This is a genomic window from Methylorubrum subtropicum, assembly GCF_038442325.1.
GTDB classification, from domain to species: Bacteria; Pseudomonadota; Alphaproteobacteria; order Rhizobiales; family Beijerinckiaceae; genus Methylobacterium; species Methylobacterium subtropicum.
Genome location: NZ_JBBXMW010000005.1, coordinates 101918 through 119098, shown reverse-complemented (window position 1 = coordinate 119098; position 17181 = coordinate 101918). Strand labels below are relative to the sequence as shown.

20 protein-coding genes are annotated in these 17181 nt (G+C 65.6%); 5 read left to right on the top strand and 15 right to left on the bottom strand.

Going from position 1 to position 17181, the window contains the following annotated elements:
• The first annotated feature begins 22 nt into the window (after nucleotides 1-22).
• Entirely contained in the window at nucleotides 23-358 is a 336-nt protein-coding gene (locus tag AAHG03_RS09485; protein ID WP_342150381.1) for a hypothetical protein, read from the top strand.
• 27 nt (nucleotides 359-385) lie between these two features.
• Here the strand turns inward: AAHG03_RS09485 and AAHG03_RS09480 are convergent, their stop codons facing one another.
• From AAHG03_RS09480 to AAHG03_RS09470, 3 genes are all read right to left on the bottom strand, one after another.
• Entirely contained in the window at nucleotides 386-562 is a 177-nt protein-coding gene (locus AAHG03_RS09480; RefSeq protein WP_342150380.1) for a hypothetical protein, read from the bottom strand.
• Between the two features lie 323 nt (nucleotides 563-885).
• On the bottom strand, nucleotides 886-1095 hold the full coding sequence (locus tag AAHG03_RS09475; RefSeq protein ID WP_342150379.1) for a hypothetical protein: 210 nt from the start codon (nucleotides 1093-1095) through the stop codon (nucleotides 886-888).
• A 200-nt stretch (nucleotides 1096-1295) separates the two neighbouring features.
• Nucleotides 1296-1619 (bottom strand): hypothetical protein, encoded by a 324-nt coding sequence (locus AAHG03_RS09470; RefSeq protein WP_342150378.1) that lies wholly within the window; start codon nucleotides 1617-1619, stop codon nucleotides 1296-1298.
• A 121-nt stretch (nucleotides 1620-1740) separates the two neighbouring features.
• Between AAHG03_RS09470 and AAHG03_RS09465 the strand changes: the two genes are divergently transcribed.
• Complete coding sequence (locus AAHG03_RS09465) at nucleotides 1741-2058, top strand: hypothetical protein (RefSeq protein ID WP_342150377.1); 318 nt, start codon at nucleotides 1741-1743, stop codon at nucleotides 2056-2058.
• Nucleotides 2059-2070: 12 nt separating this feature from the next.
• Here the strand turns inward: AAHG03_RS09465 and AAHG03_RS09460 are convergent, their stop codons facing one another.
• The 9 genes from AAHG03_RS09460 to AAHG03_RS09420 form a co-directional block, all read right to left on the bottom strand.
• Nucleotides 2071-2658: a Gp138 family membrane-puncturing spike protein gene (locus AAHG03_RS09460; protein WP_342150376.1), complete on the bottom strand. Its 588-nt coding sequence runs from the start codon at nucleotides 2656-2658 to the stop codon at nucleotides 2071-2073.
• 73 nt (nucleotides 2659-2731) lie between these two features.
• Nucleotides 2732-3643 carry a baseplate hub protein gene (locus tag AAHG03_RS09455; protein ID WP_342150375.1) on the bottom strand — a complete coding sequence of 304 codons (912 nt, stop codon included), beginning with the start codon at nucleotides 3641-3643 and terminating at the stop codon, nucleotides 2732-2734.
• A gap of 25 nt (nucleotides 3644-3668) precedes the next feature.
• Entirely contained in the window at nucleotides 3669-5648 is a 1980-nt protein-coding gene (locus tag AAHG03_RS09450) for a phage tail tape measure protein (RefSeq protein ID WP_342150374.1), read from the bottom strand.
• A 273-nt stretch (nucleotides 5649-5921) separates the two neighbouring features.
• On the bottom strand, nucleotides 5922-6302 hold the full coding sequence (locus AAHG03_RS09445; RefSeq protein ID WP_342150373.1) for a phage tail assembly chaperone: 381 nt from the start codon (nucleotides 6300-6302) through the stop codon (nucleotides 5922-5924).
• Complete coding sequence (locus AAHG03_RS09440) at nucleotides 6303-6491, bottom strand: hypothetical protein (RefSeq protein ID WP_342150372.1); 189 nt, start codon at nucleotides 6489-6491, stop codon at nucleotides 6303-6305.
• Between the two features lie 177 nt (nucleotides 6492-6668).
• Nucleotides 6669-7019 carry a hypothetical protein gene (locus tag AAHG03_RS09435; protein WP_342150371.1) on the bottom strand — a complete coding sequence of 117 codons (351 nt, stop codon included), beginning with the start codon at nucleotides 7017-7019 and terminating at the stop codon, nucleotides 6669-6671.
• Complete coding sequence (locus AAHG03_RS09430) at nucleotides 7016-7291, bottom strand: hypothetical protein (RefSeq protein ID WP_342150370.1); 276 nt, start codon at nucleotides 7289-7291, stop codon at nucleotides 7016-7018. The genes AAHG03_RS09435 and AAHG03_RS09430 overlap by 4 nt, the downstream gene beginning before the upstream one ends.
• A 160-nt stretch (nucleotides 7292-7451) precedes the next feature.
• Nucleotides 7452-8711 (bottom strand): AAA family ATPase, encoded by a 1260-nt coding sequence (locus AAHG03_RS09425; protein ID WP_342150369.1) that lies wholly within the window; start codon nucleotides 8709-8711, stop codon nucleotides 7452-7454.
• Entirely contained in the window at nucleotides 8708-9643 is a 936-nt protein-coding gene (locus tag AAHG03_RS09420; RefSeq protein ID WP_342150368.1) for a DUF7146 domain-containing protein, read from the bottom strand. The genes AAHG03_RS09425 and AAHG03_RS09420 overlap by 4 nt, the downstream gene beginning before the upstream one ends.
• 879 nt (nucleotides 9644-10522) lie before the next feature.
• Between AAHG03_RS09420 and AAHG03_RS09415 the strand changes: the two genes are divergently transcribed.
• Nucleotides 10523-11320: a hypothetical protein gene (locus tag AAHG03_RS09415; RefSeq protein WP_342150367.1), complete on the top strand. Its 798-nt coding sequence runs from the start codon at nucleotides 10523-10525 to the stop codon at nucleotides 11318-11320.
• A gap of 167 nt (nucleotides 11321-11487) precedes the next feature.
• On the opposite strand, the gene AAHG03_RS09410 is transcribed toward AAHG03_RS09415, so the two are convergent.
• Genes AAHG03_RS09410 through AAHG03_RS09400 form a run of 3 tightly spaced genes read right to left on the bottom strand, consistent with a single transcriptional unit; the run spans nucleotide 11488 to nucleotide 14170 of the window.
• A complete protein-coding gene (locus AAHG03_RS09410) occupies nucleotides 11488-12687 on the bottom strand; it encodes an NAD(P)-binding domain-containing protein (protein ID WP_342150366.1) in 1200 nt (399 codons plus the stop codon).
• 47 nt (nucleotides 12688-12734) lie between these two features.
• Complete coding sequence (locus AAHG03_RS09405; protein WP_342150365.1) at nucleotides 12735-13307, bottom strand: GNAT family N-acetyltransferase; 573 nt, start codon at nucleotides 13305-13307, stop codon at nucleotides 12735-12737.
• A gap of 2 nt (nucleotides 13308-13309) precedes the next feature.
• On the bottom strand, nucleotides 13310-14170 hold the full coding sequence (locus AAHG03_RS09400) for a HalD/BesD family halogenase (protein WP_342150364.1): 861 nt from the start codon (nucleotides 14168-14170) through the stop codon (nucleotides 13310-13312).
• A 444-nt stretch (nucleotides 14171-14614) separates the two neighbouring features.
• Here AAHG03_RS09400 and AAHG03_RS09395 point away from each other — a divergent pair, with 444 nt between their 5' ends.
• Both AAHG03_RS09395 and AAHG03_RS09390 read left to right on the top strand, forming a co-directional pair.
• Nucleotides 14615-15598 carry an isopenicillin N synthase family dioxygenase gene (locus AAHG03_RS09395; RefSeq protein WP_342150363.1) on the top strand — a complete coding sequence of 328 codons (984 nt, stop codon included), beginning with the start codon at nucleotides 14615-14617 and terminating at the stop codon, nucleotides 15596-15598.
• A gap of 102 nt (nucleotides 15599-15700) precedes the next feature.
• On the top strand, nucleotides 15701-17041 hold the full coding sequence (locus AAHG03_RS09390; RefSeq protein WP_342150362.1) for a nucleotidyl transferase family protein: 1341 nt from the start codon (nucleotides 15701-15703) through the stop codon (nucleotides 17039-17041).
• Nucleotides 17042-17181: the final 140 nt, after the last annotated feature.

Sequence of the window (17181 nt, the reverse complement as noted above, 5' to 3'; positions counted from 1 at the left end):
TAGCTTCAGGAGTTAGAAGTCGATGTCGACCGAATTCCCTGATTCTGTAGTGGTATGTCTTGACCCGCAGCGACCGGATTTTGGCGTGAAGCTTGTCGAGAATGTGCCAGACGCATTGTCGGCCTTGCATCGGCATGGTCTCGAAGAAGCCTTGCACGGGCCGCAATCTGACCTTTGGAAATCAGCCGCCGGTGCTCTCGTCAAAGCCGACATAGAACCAAACACTAGTAACTTGCGCGCGGCTTACGAAGGCTTCCTGCGTTTGGTGAAGATCGTAGCGCCTGTCCCAACGAGTGTTCGTCTGCGGGTCTCGCCCAGAGGACTGCGAGAACATGTCGAGGCATTCTTCATGACGTGATCATACGTGGATGGCTCCTGCCGTAGTTCAGGCTAGCCAAGACAGCCACCACGCCACGAAAGCGACCGCTCCGCCGAGCATCAGCACCGCCGGCAGCGGATACCACCACCGGAACGGGCCCGAGCAGTACCGCGGGCGCTCCGGGTGCGTGCGATCGACCTCGGCGAGGTAGCGTTCGAAGCCGGGGTCGGGCGGTTCCTGCATCACGATCTCTCCCCTCGGAGCTGTCCCATCAGCTCGCCCCCAGCGACACGGGTGGTGAGCGACGCTTGGCGCGCTGCCGGCTCAGGGGCATCCCTGGCTCATCCATCGATTGATTCGCGCCGATGATGGTGGCCGGGCCGGGTCACCTTCACAAGCGACCGGCCCAACTGCTCAGTGCCGCGGTCTAGGATGCGCCGCGACTCGCTTTCAGCCCGGGCGACCTGTCCAGCCAGTACGGGTTTGCTCTTCCTTAAGCGCTTCCACGCTGGATGGACCACGGCGAGATCCAACGCCGGATGACCGCTTCCTCCTCTCAAGGGCAATCAGCGAAGAGTGGGCGACTCGCCGGGCTTGAGCGTTCGATCCTCTCCCTCCGGCCCGCCGAGGGAGACGTGCGAGATCAGCCGGTCCAAGTGGTCGAAGACGTGTTCGAAGGCTTGCGTCACGGCCTGTTCGAATGAACCGTCTTGCTTGCCCTGCGCCGCCTTCAAGGCGTCGAGGAGTTGGCGGTGCTTCTGCGTGTCGCTCGACATGGGTTGCTCCAGCCGGCCGAGGCGCCGGTCTCTCGCCAAGTCTCGCCAGGGAGGCAGGTTCCTGACCCGGTCGCGAAAGGCACGCCTCGAAGTCCGGCGGCCTCAAACCAGCTAGGGCCACTTGACCGCATGGCCTCGATGGCCTCGGCATCCAGCAAGAGCGTCACCTACTGTTTCGAGTTGTCGACAGTAGGCCGCCCCTAAGCGGGCCGCCCCGACGAGCGATCACCCTCAACGACCTCCAGTGTCCGTAGGATCGCATTCGCAGTGGCGTCGGCATCGACACGCCCCTCGTCGGAGGCGACGAAGAAGGCCACGGCCTCAATGCTGTTCCCGGCGGCGGGGCCGACCACGACCTTGAGCACGAGCCCCTCCGGCCCGCTCGCGTCCTTGATCAGGGCAACGAGGTAGCCCGCGGCCTGACCGTAGACGTGGAGCGGCTGGTAGCCATCCTCATAGGCCGGAGGCTCGGTACTGGCTGGTTGCTGAAGGCCCCCGAACGAAGGGCGGATGACGTTGTCCATGGCGTTCATGGCGTTCCGGGATGCGCGAGGCGGCCTATTTCGCAGACCCTTATGGCGATGAGGCGTCGGGCGAAAGCCGTCCCCACTCGACAACCGCTGTGCGACTCCCGACATTGGGGGAATGCGCCTCGCCCTTGCCGCTTTTGTCGTCCTCGTCGCGTCGCCCGCGACGCTCTCTCCGGCTTTCGCTCTGCCGTCCGTTCAGGACTGTCGGCAGATGACCGACGTGGCGGGAGACATGGCGGCTTCTATCGACGGCGTGGCAGCAATGCTGCGACGCCAATCAAGCAAGGGGATGATCGCAGTATCAGACGGCGAGCGCCGGGCGGCCTTGCAACGACTGGAAGAAAGCCGCCTTCGGCTTCTCCCTGCACTGGACGATTACAGCGCGGCATCCTCCCGGCTTGCCGAGGCCTATCGAGGGTGCGCCAACCGCTGAAGGCGCCGGGCTTCAGGTCGCCTTCATCTTGCCGACACGGGTCAGGAGATCGGTGGCCACTGCCACTTTGTCGTGCGGCGCCCCGCCGTCGTGAAGGTGGTCGCGGAAGGCGGCCAGGAAGTCCTCCATCACTGTGAGGAACGTGTCGCCATTGCGCACGAGGTCGAAGGAGCCGTCCCCCTTCATCTGGAGGCCTGACTTGCCGTCCTCGGAGCCGAAATGCATCCGATCGGCGGGGAGGTTGGGGAGCTGCTTGCCCTTGGAGTGCGCGGTCGGCACCGCCATGGCGTCCGAGAGGGAGTGCATGCGGCCGGAGCGGTTGCCGCTCTGGTCCGATCCGTCCTCGATCGCACCATCAAGCGAGCGCTGCCCGAAGTGCAGCACCACTTCATCGCCGTCCTTCAGCGGCTTGTGCATGATGAGGCCGCCGGCTCGCTGGTGCATCACCGGCACCGACACGAGTTCCGGGGCGCGTAGCGTCTCGCCTGCGATGACCATGGATAGCTTGGGCTGCACCCTCGCGGTCTGGGTCGTAGCGTCGTAGCCCTTCACGATGCCAACGGCCGTGGTGTTGATGTCGGCGCGCTCGTCCTCGATCATCCCGGCAAGGCTCTCGTGCGGATGGTGCCGCGTCGATGTCCCTTGGAAACCCGCCATAGCCTGAACCTCCAACCTACTTTTTCACCTTGTCACCTTGGACGCGGTGCGCCTCGATCTCCGCCTGAAAGTCGTCGTCGCGGGAATTGCCTTCCAAGGACATCGCGGCGACGCGGAACAGTCCGCCGCCGCTGTCGGTGCCGCGCTTATCCCGCTGGCCTCCCGCGCCCGTGTCGAGGAAGTTCGATCGAACGTCGATCAGGTGCCCGACCCTCAGACCGGGAATGATGAGCGTCGTTACGGTGCAGCCTTTGTCCGTTATCACGGGCGACCCTAGCATCCCCGTCTCGGCCGAGATCAGAACCGGGTTGCCCAGATGCTCGTCTGACTTCACGATCTGAAGTTCGCCGTTCTGGATTGACCAATAGAACCCATGCTTTCGACCGAGCGTATCCATCTCGCGATAGGCCTTGCCGTAGAGCACCGTCGACCGCTTCGTAGCGGGGAGATCGTCCAAGCCTTTGATCTGGCCCTTCGTCACGCCCGGCATCTGCTTGCGCAGATATTCCACGATTTCTTTGGGCTTCGTGCCGGCCTTGAACGTCTTGGACGCCTTGCCTTGGTTAAATGCCTTGTCGCCGTCGCCGACTTCGATTGTCGTGATGATGTCCGGCTTCTCGCGTTTGCCGCTGCCCTTGGTCCCCGAGGCGCTGTCTCGGATCTGGCCCCGGAACAGGATCTCGGGGCCGGTGTCCTTGTAGCCGGCCAGAAGGGTGAGGGTCGTGTATTCGTTGCCCAGCATCTTGCGCCGGGCCTCCGACAGGTTCGTGATCGAAACCGTGCCGTTGTTCGGCTTGCTGCCGATCGACAGGGTGCACGTGAAGGCGATCTGCAAGCCGGGCTCGTCGTGCTGATCGCCGAAGAACGTCGCGGAGCCGCCGGGGCCCTCAACCTCAACCCGGATGACTCGGCCGAAAAGGCGGGACATCAGTGCATCTCCTGTCGCGCTGCCATCAGGGGGCCGTGTCCGAGCCGGTCGCGGCCGAGCTGCCTTTGACGAGGCTGGAACCCATGCTCGACAGTGCGCCGGTCACGCCCGAGGCGGCGGCCTGCGCCACGCTCGGCACGCCGTTGACGGTCTGATTGACCGTCACCGACTGCTGCCTCTGATCGTTGCCGGTGTTGCTGTAGTTGTTCGTCACGGCCGCGCCCTGCTGCGCCCCCTGGGCGAGCCAGTTCATGCGGTTGCCGAGACCGCCCGGACCGATGCCGCCGGGCGTAGCGCCGGCCGACCCTGCCCAATTCATGCGGTTGCCAAGGCCGCCGAACTGCTGCTGTGCCGTGGCCATCGGGGGCAGGCCCCTTTCTGCGCGGGCCGCGTTCTGGCCCTGCCGAAAGGAAAGGGCGTTCTCCTGCGCAGCCATGCCAGGCGTGCCGAGAAAGTAGTTGCCGATTGCTTCGGCGGTTTCGTTGAACCAACGGCGAATGCCAGCATTGCCGGGGTCAACCTCGTCCAAGGTTTTGGTCTGTTGCGCCTCGGCTTGAGAGGCATAGCCCTCTTGTAGCTTGTTAAATCGCTCAAGTACGTTGGAGCTTGTCTCAATCCTATTGATAAAAGTGCTAAAGTTCTCCATACCTACGGCGAGTATCGACTTGGTTGCGTCTCCGGCGCGTGTCTGAACCACCTCTGCTGAACGCTGGCCGCGGTCAATCTTGTTGACATCGGTTTGGGTCTGCTTGCCAAAGTTCTCAACAATGCGACCTTCATAGTTCTTCGGGTCTTTAAGGATGTCGCGGAACTCTTTGATCTTGTCGATGCCATTGAGAAGTTTTTGAATGTCGTCCTGATATTCCTTGCCGAACAAGTTGGTCAGGATCTCGGCGCGCTTGAGCGGATCGGCAACGCCCTTGATCTTTTCGAGAAGCTTCAGCGTTTCTTCGAGCGGGTTCATTACGAACCGTCGGCGCATCTTGGTCGAGTTGATGCCGAGCGCATCCAACCCCTCGCCAGCGCTCTTGGAGAACTCCTTGCCCAACTTCATCACGTTCAGCAGCGCTTCGAAGCCGGTCGCTGCTACGTCCGTTCGAACACCTACTTCCTTCATTGCCGCAGCGAACGGAAGGATCTGTTCGATAGACAGTCCAGACGCACGGCCCGTCGCGCCGGCTCGCGTCACGAAGTCGAGCAACCCCGCCTCTTTGGAGGCCGAGCTATCCGCCATCTTGTCGATAGCGTCAGCCATGGCCTCGATACGCTTTTGATCGGCCTCATAGATGTTGCCGAGCTGCGCGAGGTTCTGGCCGGTCTCCTCCGCGCTGAGGCCCCAGGCAACCGTTGCCTTGGCGCCGAACTCCGTGAAGCGCATCAGGTCTTGGCCCGGCCGCCCGGCAAAGCCTGCGCTCGCCAGCATCGAGGCGAGTTCTTCCTTGGTTTTACCAGTGGCCCGAGAGAGATCCAAAAGCTTGTCGCTGTAGGCCTTAAGCGGCGTGCCAGTGCCGTCGGTCGCTTTGCCCACGTCGATCAGGGCGCGCTCAAAACTGATGGCCTGCTCAGTCGCTGTTTTGAGCCCCTGACCGACAACGTAGCCCGCTGCGCCGACACCGAGTTCGCGCCCCCCAAGGCCGCCGCCGATGCCCTCGCCGAGGCCCGTCCCAAATTTGCCAGCACCGCCCCCGCCGCCGCGCCCTCCGCCGTACCCCGATGGCGGCCGTGCAAAGCGGCCCCCGCCGTATGAGCCGCCGAAGCCGCCCCCGCCGCCTGCTCGGGCGGCCTGGTACATCTCCTGCCGGTAGCGCCGCGCTGCGACGGTCGCCCGCTCCAAGTCGCGGACGGTGCGGCCGAGCCCATTGCCGCGGAACCCGATGTCCCCGCCCTTGCCGACATCCTTCAGAGCGCGCTTCATCTGCTCAAGCTGCTTGATGAACTTCGCGGCCTCGCTGGCGCCCGAGTACCGAAACCCGAGCTTCGCCACCAACTCCTCAACGACGGCCATTCCTGCCCCCTCGCGCGTCTCGTGCCGCCCGGTCCTTTGATGCCTTCATAGACTTTGCGCCTGCCGCCTCCCGAAGGTCCAAGATCTCGTGAAAGTCCGCGAGATCATCGAGCGTGTAGACCGTGCGCAGCTCGGCCAGCGTGCAGATATGGGGGTGCGCAAAGCCCGGAGTTGGTCGAAGCAAATACATGCGATGAGAGTTCGGGGCTGATAGGTTCGGAGCGACGCGGCTTATCTCTCTAGGCTTGAGCTGCCCTGCGGGATCGTTGTCGCCTACGTCGTCCCAAGGCTGCCCAGGCTTGCGGACAAAAAATCCCGAAGCTGTACCTCCATCGCGAACCATGCGACTTCGACGGCATCCTCAATTGAGGACGGACGGACACCCATAATAGCCGGATCGCCGTTGACTTGGCACATCGACACAAGGTCTTTGATTAAATCCGTAACATTGCCGGCCTCAAGCTGATTGCGCATCGTTACCGTAACAAAGGTCTTGAGTGCGGTTTCTCGCGTCGTCTTGACTGCGACGCTGGCGAGCAAGACGGCATCGCCCCCGAACACGTCGTTGACTTTAACGTACAGGGCCAGCCCTTCCTCTGCACTGAGCTTGTCGCAGCGGTAAACTGCGTCGCCGATTTTTCTTTCCGCCGCCATTTAGGCCGCACTCCTCTTGCCTTGGGCGCTCAGCCCGACCTCTGGCTTCGCCAGAGCGTCCCGCATCAGGCGCCGGCCCATCTCGCTTACCGACAGGTTCGCGGCCCGCGCCGCCTCAACGAGGCCGGTGCGCAACTCGCGATCAATGCGGATGAAGAGATGATCCGGGTACTTCTGCGGCACGCTCACCACCGAATTGTTCGAGGATCAGTAAAGCACAATTCCGAACACGTGTCTTACGCTCATTTGGAATGGCTACTTCTGGAATCTTACTCGATGGTGTTCGATAGTTGCTTCTAGTTGTTTCTCGTTTCAGGCGGCATGTCGCCCGCGCAATGCTGAGGCTGGCGACCGATGGCGCGGGCCTCACTGCATGATGGCGACACAGCCCGAGCCCTCGCATCGGGCGTGGATGTGCCCATTGCTGGCATCCTTGATCCAGACGAGGCGGCCCGAGCACTCCGGGCAGGCCGCAACTCCGGCACTCTCCGGGTCGGCGGCGATGGCGGCCATGATGGCAGGGAAGCCGTCGGCGGAAATCTCCGTCCGGGCTTCGGCCTTCAGGCCCTCGGCGAGCCCGCGCAGCGCCTCGATGGCCGCGCGCTGGCGCACCTCGCCCGCGTCGTCCCGGAGTTCGATCGTCAGGGCCGAGATGAGGGCCATGTCGGCGGAGTGCTTCAGGCCGGCGCGGTACGCATCGAGTTCACGTGGCGTCATGCGGTGCGGGCCTCGGTCTGGGGGCGGTGCAAGGCGGCGTAGCTGGCGAGGATCTGGCGCCGGTCGAGTGGGGCCAGGTGGTCGAGGGCGGCCAGTGCGAAGGGGAGGCGCGAGGCGTCGCGCTCGGCGCGGTGCAGTTCGTTGGCGAGGGCTTCGCCGCGCGGGCCGGTGGCAAGGCGGACGATGGCCCGCATGGATCGCAGCCGGGCCAGCCGCTCGGCCCGGTCGATGTCGTCGGCCCACGGGCCGAAACGGTCGGTGAGGGCGATCATGGGCGGGTTTCCCCACCTTGAAAGGTGTGGTGGGGACAGGTGGGGACGTGGGGGCCGTAAGTGGCCGTTCCCCACCTCCCCACTTCCCCGCTTCCCTTATAGGGAAGAGGGGTGGGGGTGGGGGCGGCCACAGCCTTCACGGCAGGGTGGGGAAAGAGGTTCATGCAGCCTCCCCAACTTCGACGCAGGGGCGGGGACGGCTCTTTTCGTCGTGGCCCTGCACGACGACGAACATTCCGGTTTCGATCCAGACCCGCAGCATCCGCTTGACCTTCTCGCGGTCGGCCTTGTCGTCTGGATTGAGCTTGAGGGCGTGGGCGATCGGGCGCCCGACCCACTCCTTGGCCTGCACGTTCTCGCGCCAAGGGCCGCCGGACTGCACCGCAGCCTGCGCAGCGCGCAGGTCCGCCACCGACAGGGCCTCAAGCGGATCGGGCCATGTCCACGGCGTCACGACGCCGATGTAGTCGCCATCGTTGTCGAGCGGCCCGTTGCCGAGTGCGACGGACTCCATCTTGAACCACGTCGAGCCCTCGGGCGGCGGCGCGAGATTGGCCTTGCCGTTGTCCACCCGGAAGTGCGCGCGGCGGTTCTCGACGCCGGCCCTCTCCGCCTCCTCCTTCGTCATGCCGTTGAGCGTGCGCGCCGAGCGGGCGGCCGACAGGAGCGCGACGGCGCCCCGGCTGTCCTCGATCGTCACCTCGTTGCCGTTGGTCTTGCGGGCGTGGTGGATCAGCTCGACGGCGCAGTTGGTCTCCTCGGCGATGCGGGCCCATGTCTTGGCAACCCGGTCGATAGCGCCGTTGTCGTTCTCGCTGACCCGGTGCGAGGAAACGAACGGGTCGATCACTAGCACGTCGATCTTATTCTCGCGGATCGTGGCCTTGATTGCTTCGACCACGGGGGCGGCCACCGTCACGCCGTCGCGGTTCTGCTGGGCAATGACGATTTCGGTGTCACGGCCGGAGTTGATGAACAGGCGCCCGCCGATATCCCGGTGCTCTAGATCGTACTTCAGGGCGATCGCCATCACGCGGCGTTGCAACTCGTCGGCCGGGTCCTCGCCGTTCCAGTACCAGACCCGCAGCGGCTCCGTCGGACGCTCGCCAAGCAGGTCCTTGCCGCTGACCATGGCGACGGTCTCGACCAGGGCGAGCGACGACTTGCCCAGGCCGCCGGGGGCGATCGTCGCGCTGACGTACCTGCGGATCAGATGCCGGCCGTAAACCCATTCACGCGGCGGTATCTTCGACGGTTCGCACCACTCGAAAGGCGTCGCCTTGATCTGCGCTGCTACGGCCTGCGTAGGTTCGGAGTCGTCCTCAGGCGGCGGAAAGCGGTCAGCCTCCTCGTCGTCTGGAACTGGCGTGTAGGGGCGGCGCTCGTAGTAGGGGGAGGCGTCGTGCGGGTTGAAGCTCATGCGGCAATCCCTCCCGCCTGAAGCGCGTCGTTGAGGTCGCCGGAGACGCGAGGCACGATGATCTCGACGGCGCAGCCGGCCCGGTGCCAGCGGGTGCCGACTTCGCGCCCGGCGCGGTCACTGGCGCCGCCGTCCCCGGTCTCTCCGAGGATGGTCAGGCCCTCGACGCCGGACAGGACGGGGAAGCTGCGGATCGCGTCTACGCTACCGAGCGCCCACACGGGCCGGATGCCGAGTTGCCGGGCGGCAAGGCCGGTCTCAACGCCCTCGCCGATCGCGAGCCCGAGGCTGACCGCCTCAAACGCGTCGAGCATCACGGCAGCCTCGGCGATGGTGCCGAGCATTTTGCGTTCGATCTTGCGCCCCTCCGGCGTCAGGCCGATCCGGTGAATGCCGGTGATCTCGCCCGTGTGGATGTTGCGGAAGGGGGCCACCATCGCGGGGATGAACCCCGTCCCCCACGGGCAGCGCCGGTGAAACCGGATGGCTTCGCCAGCTACGTCGTCGGACAGGTCGAGGCCGCGCGAGCGCAGATAGGTCTCAACGAGCGTGCCGCGGGGATCTCCGGCAGCGTTCCAGATCGTGCTCGCCTTCCGCTGCCGGCTGGCTTCGTCCTCGGCCTCGCGGCGCTTGGCGTCGATCCGCCGTTGCCGGCGCTGCATGTTCTCGATCGGGTCCGGCGCGCGGCGCTCCTTGTGCTCGCGCCAGTGGTCGAGCGGAAGACCGAGCGCTGACGCGACGTGCTCCTCGCAGTCGCGCCAGTCGTCACCGCAATAGGAGTGTACGACGAAGCCCTTAGGGGAGGTCGTAGCAATCCTCACGGACAGGCTACGATCCTTTCGGCTGTGGCCGGGGCCAGGGGCCAGAACTTGCCGACCGGTGACCTGCCCATTCAGGGCGGATGCGATCTCGCTGAGAGTCAGAGCAACCATGCGAGCGCCTCCTTTGAGCAGGCACTCGATGATTGCGCGCGGACGCTGTCGGCCCTATTTTCAGTTTCGGTTCTTTGCCGAGCCGTTGATTCAGCGCCGTTGCGGGCTCCGACCCCCGCAGCGGCGTTTGTTTCTTCGGTACGCACAACCCGTTCCTTTCGCGGTTGTGCGATAAGGAACAAGAGAGCGCAAAATCAGTAGGTTACGAGCGCTTCCCAAGCTGAATGTCGTCGGTTCGATCCCGATCGCCCGCTCCAACGCGTCCGCTGAAGCGCCAGCCTGTCCAGCGCTCTGCCGCTGACCTCGCGTTCCCCCGGGCCTCGTTCTTCACGGCCCGTTGGGTGATGCGAAGCGTCTCCACCTTGCGTGATTGGCCGACCGTGCCGCGCGAGGAGCGCGCCGTGGTCGAAGCTTGCGAGCCGCCGCTGCCCCAGGCGCTCGAGCCGCCCGCGCCTTCCTGATCCGCCGCCGGCGACCGCGTTCCCTTCCGTGCCGATCCGGTCCTTGCGGCGATCGAGCGCCACAGCCGAAGAGGTTCGAGGATCATCCGCGTGGTGCCCGCCGGTCCGCGGCCTTCGGGCTGATCCGGGTGTGGGCGTTGTCCCGCGTACCCGGGAGATGCTAGAGCATCGCCCTGGATATCGTATCCAGGACGATGCTCTAGGTTCATGTGCCGCATCGGCTTTCTCTGGCAAACCGGTACCCGCCTTTCGGGCCGATGCTCTGGAGCCGTATCCGACCTGATTGCATCAGGTCGGCGTCTCTGAGATCTTGGTTTGCTGAGTATTCTTTCGACGAAGCGCCCGCTTCGTCGGAATGTGTTCTCGATATGATTACCTTTCCGCACGATGCGGTTCGGCGGGAGATGAGGAGATCGGCTTGAAGCAGATCGGAATCTTCTTGGCCCATCTGCGCTCCGCAAGAATAGACGCCCATTTTCAACGCTTGGCGGATGAGACGCGGTCCATCCTGCCGTGGACGATGGGCTTCAATCCGGGCCGCGGAGCGGATCTGGATATCGGAGTCGCATACGAGCCGGCAGCGAAGGCGATGCCGCGCCGCTGGCAGGCCATGGTGGAGAATGGCGGCGTCCGCAACGGTCTCCTCGACGTCGCGATCTTCTCGAGTCTGCTGGCGATCGAGGCCGACCATGTCTGGGTCGTCGAGTACGACGTCGATTTTGCGGGACGTTGGTCGGACTTCTTCACGCAGTTCGAGAACTGCCACGCCGATCTCCTGACGACCAGCGTCGTTTCTCAAGCGGACATGCCCGGATGGCATCATTGGCCGCGGGTGAGAGCGCCCGTCGCCTTGTCGGAAACGCAGTTGCACCGGGCCTTCCTGCCCATCATGCGCCTCTCGCGGAGGATGGTGGGCGCCTACGTCCGAGAGGTGAATGCCTGGAATTGGACCGGTCACTACGAAGCCATCGTGCCGACGGTCGCGATCCACCTGGGGCTGCATGTCGAGGATATCGGCGGAACGGGGCGGTTTTGCCCGGAAGAGCGTCGCGGGAAAAATTATAGCAACAATATCGGCGGGCCGAAACTGAACAGCGGATCCTTCATCTTTCGCCCGATCCGTCCGCGGTATTTTCACGAGAGCCCGCAGGATTTCGAGCAGAAAGATCTGTTGTATCACCCCGTCAAAGCCGATGTCGCGCCGTGGGAGATCTAGAGCATCGGCCCGAAAGCCGGTGCCCGGCTTTCGGGCCGATGCTCCAGGTCGTCGTTCTGCCGCGCCGTCTTGCGGCGAATCGGTGTCCACGTCGCCGGAATGCGCCCTGGACACCGATTCCTCATCGCGCAGCCGACGTGGCGACCGCGGTGCCGGGCCGAACGTATTCAGGCGGCCAATGCGGACTGACCGATGGCCCTCGAGATCCGCCGGGACGTGAACCCGGCGCCGACGGAGAATCGCATGATGGGGCCGGCGCTCGGCGCCGTGATCGGCCCGGCGAAATACAGGCCCGGCACGCTGGATTCGAAACTCGAGGACAGGCTCGGGGCGGCGGCGACCACGGCGATCCGCTTCCTGATCTCCTCGCTGAGGAAGCTCAGCTTGCGCACGTCCGTCCGGTAGCCGGTCGCCGCGATGACGTGGTCGGCCACGAGCGTCTCGGTTCCCGATGCGGAGCCCAGTTCCAGCCGGACACGGCTGCCGTCCTCGGCGGCCGCGACGAGGTGCCGGCCCAGATGCATCGCCACGCCCTCGATCCGATCGCGCATGAACCAGCCCGCGGCCGGGCCCAGCGTCCGCTTCAGGGTGCGGATCTTGTAGTCGTCGGGGAAGTAGGGATAGATCCAGGGAAGCACCTCGGTGAGGATGAGGTTCTTCCATCCGGGGCCGACCCCGGTCATGGGCTGCCGGATGCGCTCGTGGATCGGGCGCGGCCACCGCTCCTCGGCGTTGAAGTCGAGAGCCGGCCGCCGGGCGACCAGCCGTGCGTTGGCGCCCGCCTCGTGCAGCAGGACGGCGAGGTCGATGGCCGAGGAGCCGCCGCCCACGACGATGACGTCCCGGCCCTTGTACTTCCCGACCGCCTTGTTCGCCGAACTGTGCGACCGCAACGCGTCGGGAAGGTCGGCCAGCACGTCCGGGATGTTGCGGAAGTAGGACAGGCCGACGGCCAGGACGACCTTGCGGGTGGTGAAGCTGCCCGCATCCCTGAGATCGATGCGGAAGCCGCCCGCGGTCCGGTCCACGAACCGGACCTCGTCGTCGAGCGCGTCCGGCACGAACCGCTGCTGGAAGGCCAGCCCGTATTCGCTGAACATCTTCAGCGAGACCGGCAAGCCCATATGCTGATAGGGCATGCCGCGTTCCGCGCAGTACTTCTCCAGGGTGTACGACCCCCTGGGATCGTACAGGGTGCTGGAGATGCCGGCGGATTTCAGCATCATGCCGTCGGGCATGGCGGTGAGCCAGGTATGCATCGGCGTCCCGACGACGCGGCACTCGGACCCGGCGGCACGCAGGTGGGCGGCGATCGAGAGGCCGTAGGGTCCGGCGCCCACGATCGTCGTATCGACATGAGAAAGCATTCACGGCCTCGTTCGGAGGTTATCGTTCCACGCGACGACGGTCGGGATCAGGCGCGGCGCATCGCGATATGCGAGATCTGATCCTCGATGTACTGCTCTCCGTAGGCAATGAAGCCGAACGAGGCATAGAATGTCTTCAAATAATACTGCGACGAGATCTCGATCGGCAGGGCGCCGCGGGTCGTATCGATGCGTTCGAGAACCCGCGCGACCAGGGCCTTGCCGAGTCCCACCCGGCGCAGGTCGTGCCGGACGGTCACCCGCCCGAAGCTGACGGCGCCCGGCTTGAACAGGCCCTCGGGCACCGCGCGCGCGTAGGCCACCACCTCGTCGGCGAAGGTGCAGACGAGGTGGGCGCAGGTGAGGTCCTTGCCGTCGATGTCGGCGTAGGCGACGTTCTGCTCGACGATGAAGATCGCCTGCCGCAGCTTCAGGATGCCGTACAGGGTCCGGGGCGGCAGTTCGTCGAAGCGGTACCAGGACCAGCGCAGGCCGGCCTCAGTCACGCTGCGGTCGTCGGGACGGTCGAGGCCCGGCAGGCCGTCGCCGTCCCAGGGGGGAGAGGCCGCCTCGTCGCAGATGCGAGGCCTCGCCCGGCGCAGGGATGTCGGTTCCGACATGGTCAGGCCGCCGTGCAGGCCGGCGCGCGCGCCGCCCGGCCGGCATCGGAATCGGGCGCGTAGAGGAGGCTCGCCGTCTCGCCGTAGCTGCCGACCGGCTCGGTCTGGAACGCGAGGTTGACCACCCACCGCTTCTCGCCCCGGGCGGTGAGCGGGGCGACGCGGTGCAGGTTGAGGTCGGCCCGCAGGAGATAGGCGTCGCCGACGCCGTGATAGCGCTGCTCGACGAGGTCGTTGTCCCGCGACCACGCGACGAGGTCGGCGATGCCGGTATCGACGGAGCGGTCCTTGCGCCGACAGAGATCGTGCCAGTTGACGATCATCTCGGCCTCGCCGCCGCCGCCGGGCGCCGGCGCCTCCGCGAAGATCACGAGGGCGAGCGGCGGGTCGTCGAGATGCCAGCCATGGGTGTCGCCGGTGGTCTGGAGGAAGTTCGCGACCATGAACTCCTCCGGATGGCGGCAGGAGTAGATGCGCCGGCCCGCGACGCGCTCGACGAAGCTGCGGATGGCATGGTGGTAGTACAGGCCCGCCAGCTCGGACGAGTTCTTCCGGATCAGGCTGCCGCCGAGCACCGACAGGCGCCGCGGCGTGTCGTAGCCCGGCATGTCGAACCCGCGCCGCATCGCGACCTTCTCGAGCTTGGACATCTCGAGGCGGAACTGCGCCAGGGCGCCCCCCGACAGGAAGGCCGGGAGGCGAACGTACCCGTAGCGCACGAACTGCTCGTGCAGGGCGGCCAGTTCCGCAGCGGAACCGTCGCCCGGTAATTCCATGGTCGAGAGCGCGTCCGCCAACAGATGCGATACGCCGAACGCGTCGGATCTCTGCTCCAAACTCTCGTTTGCGGCATGAGCGAGCATGCGTGTTTCCTCCGGCCTTGCGGCAACAGCTTCTTGATTACTTAGTTTTTGGGAATTCGCCCCTGGCGTGAGGCTTGAGGATAGGGACACGGGGAAGGCGAGGCGGTCAAGGGTAAATTTCTTTAGAGTCGAAAAATATCCAGCGCATTAACCCTCAGGTTTGCTGTTGTGCACGAAGAGGAGCCGGAATGCGCGGTCTCTCGCCAAAGACGGGCAATTTGCCCGCGCGCCATCGGGCAAATTGCCCGACATCCGGCCGCCCGGCTCAAGAACAGGAATGCTTTTGGTGAGGTATTACAGCGTCTTGGTGCCGATCGTTCGGTATCGAACCATGATCTCGGACGGTCATTTTGACTTGTGTGAGGATTCTCGGCGGTTGCAAATGCGTCCGGGCCGGACAAGAACCGCCCCAACGGATACGAAGAAACAGCGCCGGAGGAATCTGTGGAAATTCAGACGATTCCCGTCATCGATGTCGGTCCGCTCAGGTCGGACGACCCTTCCGGATGGGAAGACGTGGGTCGTCAGCTCGGCGATGCCTGTCGGGAGATCGGCTTCTTCTATGTCGTGAACCACGGCATCCCCGAAAGCCTGATCGAGGAGACGTTTTCGAGCGCGTCCGAGTTCTTTTCTCTGCCGCTCGACGAGAAGATGAAGCTGTCGATGGCCCGCCGGAGCCGGTGCTTTCGGGGCTACTCGCCGGTCCTGTCGGAATTGGCCGACGGCAAGCGGAATTCGTACGAGTTGCTTGAGTTCAGCGTCGATCTCCCTGCGAGCGATCCCGACGTGGCCGCCGGTAAGCCGCTCCACGGCCCCAACATCTGGCCCGACCTCCCGGCCTTCCGGGACCGGGTGAACCGGTACACCGAGCAGCAATGCGGACTCGGCTTCGACCTGATGAAGGGGATCGCACTGAGCTTGGGGCTCGAACCGGACTACTTCACCAAAGCTTTCGCAGGCCGTTCCTTCTGGCAGTTCAGGACGGTTCACTACCCCGAGCCGGAGAACGTGCGGCGGATGTCCGACGCGTTGCCGACCGATCCGTCGCTCGGCGGCATCGAGATCGGCGACTTCAATTGCGGCGCCCACACCGATTACGGCTGCCTGACGATCCTCCTGTCGAACAGCCCCGGATTGCAGATCCTCGGGCGGGACGGGCGCTGGTTCGACGCCCCCGTCATCCCCGGCGCCTACATCTGCAACATCGGTGACATGCTCCAGTACTGGACCGGGAAAGCCTACGTCGCGACGAAGCATCGCGTCCTGACCGATCGGTCGCGGATCTCGCTGCCGTTCTTCTTCCAGCCGAACTACGAAACCCTCGTCGATCCGTCCGCGGTGCAGCCGGACAGCGATGCCGCGGCCCTCAAATACGGGCCGTATGCCTACGAGAAGTACAAGGGCATCTATCCGAACTGTCCCGCCTGAACCCCGCCCCTCGACCGGAGGACGGCCTCCGGTCCCGGCGCTCGACCGACGCCGGCCCGATGCCGATCGGGTCGGCCACGCTGCTTGCCGAGGATGGACAGGATGCTGCGCCGACCGGAAATCTTTGGGCGTTTGTTCGTTCGCGGCCGGACGACCGTCTATGCCGCCTCGGCCCTCTCGGGGGTCGCGGCCGGCGCCGCCGTGTCGGGCGCGGGCATGGCCGGCCTCGTCGCCGCGCTCTGCCTGTGTGCGGCCGGCACGGTCCTCCTGCCCCGGTACGTCCGGCGCGGCATCGCGCTGGAGGACGCGCTCAACCTGCGCACCGGCCTCCTCCTTCCGGGACGCGCCGTCCGGGCCGCCGCGGGCGCGGGACCGGTTCTCGCCGGCCTCTCGGTTCCCGCCGCCGCCTCCGCCGTTCCCGGCGTCGTGTGGCTCGGGCTCCTGCTGTGCCTCGCCTCGGCCGGCACCCAGGCGTTCGCGGCCCGGCTCGCCTATCGCGGCCGGGGGGACCGGGTCTCGAACGCGGTCCTGGCCTATGCCCCGCCGCTCTGGTCCCTGGCGCTCGCCCTCCATCCGGCGACGGCGCCGCTCGGCCTCGCGCTCCTGGCCGCCGCGGCGGGCCTCTTCGCCGTCGATCTCGTGCGCGGGCTCGGTTCCGACCACGCGGCCCGGTCGCGGCAGCGCGGCGGCATCGGCCTCTTCTTCGGCACGTTCAACCCGGTCCACCGGACGCATATCGACATCATCGCCACCGCGATCCGGACGCGCGGGCTCGAGCGGGTCTACGTCCATCCGACGACGGTGCCCAAGCTCCACCGCGATGCGCTGGCCTCGGGCGAATTGCGCTACGACCATCGGGACGGCATGCGGGTCTATGCCCGGACGGCGAAGGCCGACCCGAACAGGAACTACTTTCCGACCGGAAATATGTTCTACGAGTACGAGGTCCGCAACGAACTGCTCAAGGCCTCGATCCGGGACGCGGGCCTCGACGGCGTCGTGCAGGTGCTCGAACGGCCGGCGCTCTACGAGCGCGAAGGCTTCCTCGGGCTCGCCCGCCACATTCAATCGCTCCATCCCGGCAGCCGCTTCCACGGCCTGCACGGCAGCGATCCGGGCGGCATGTGGGTGCGCAACATCTTCGAGGCCTGCGGGCGCATCGTGCCCTATCCGGTGCCCCGCACCGACCGGATCTCGGCCACGGCGATCCGGAAGGGGGCGACCGGCATGACGACGCCGACCGTCGAGCGCTTCCTGGCCGCCGTCCGCGGCGGCCAGGGCTTCACCTTCCCGAGCGGCTTGACCTTCCCGAGCGGCTTCACCGACCGCCCCGGCGACCCCTCCGCTCCCGAGCGCGCCGCCCCCGCATCCGCCGGCCCGCGCGCCGCGGCGACCGCGCCCGTCCCCGCCGAGGGCGACGGATATCTCCGTTCCGGCGCCTGATCGCGCGGCTCCTTCGGACGGCACTTAGAGCCGTGCTCGATCAAACGGGAACGTGCGCACGGCTCTAAGCTTTTGTTTTGCCGCGCATTCTTTCGACGAACCGGCAACCACTTCGTCGGAATGCGCTCTAGCGCATCGTC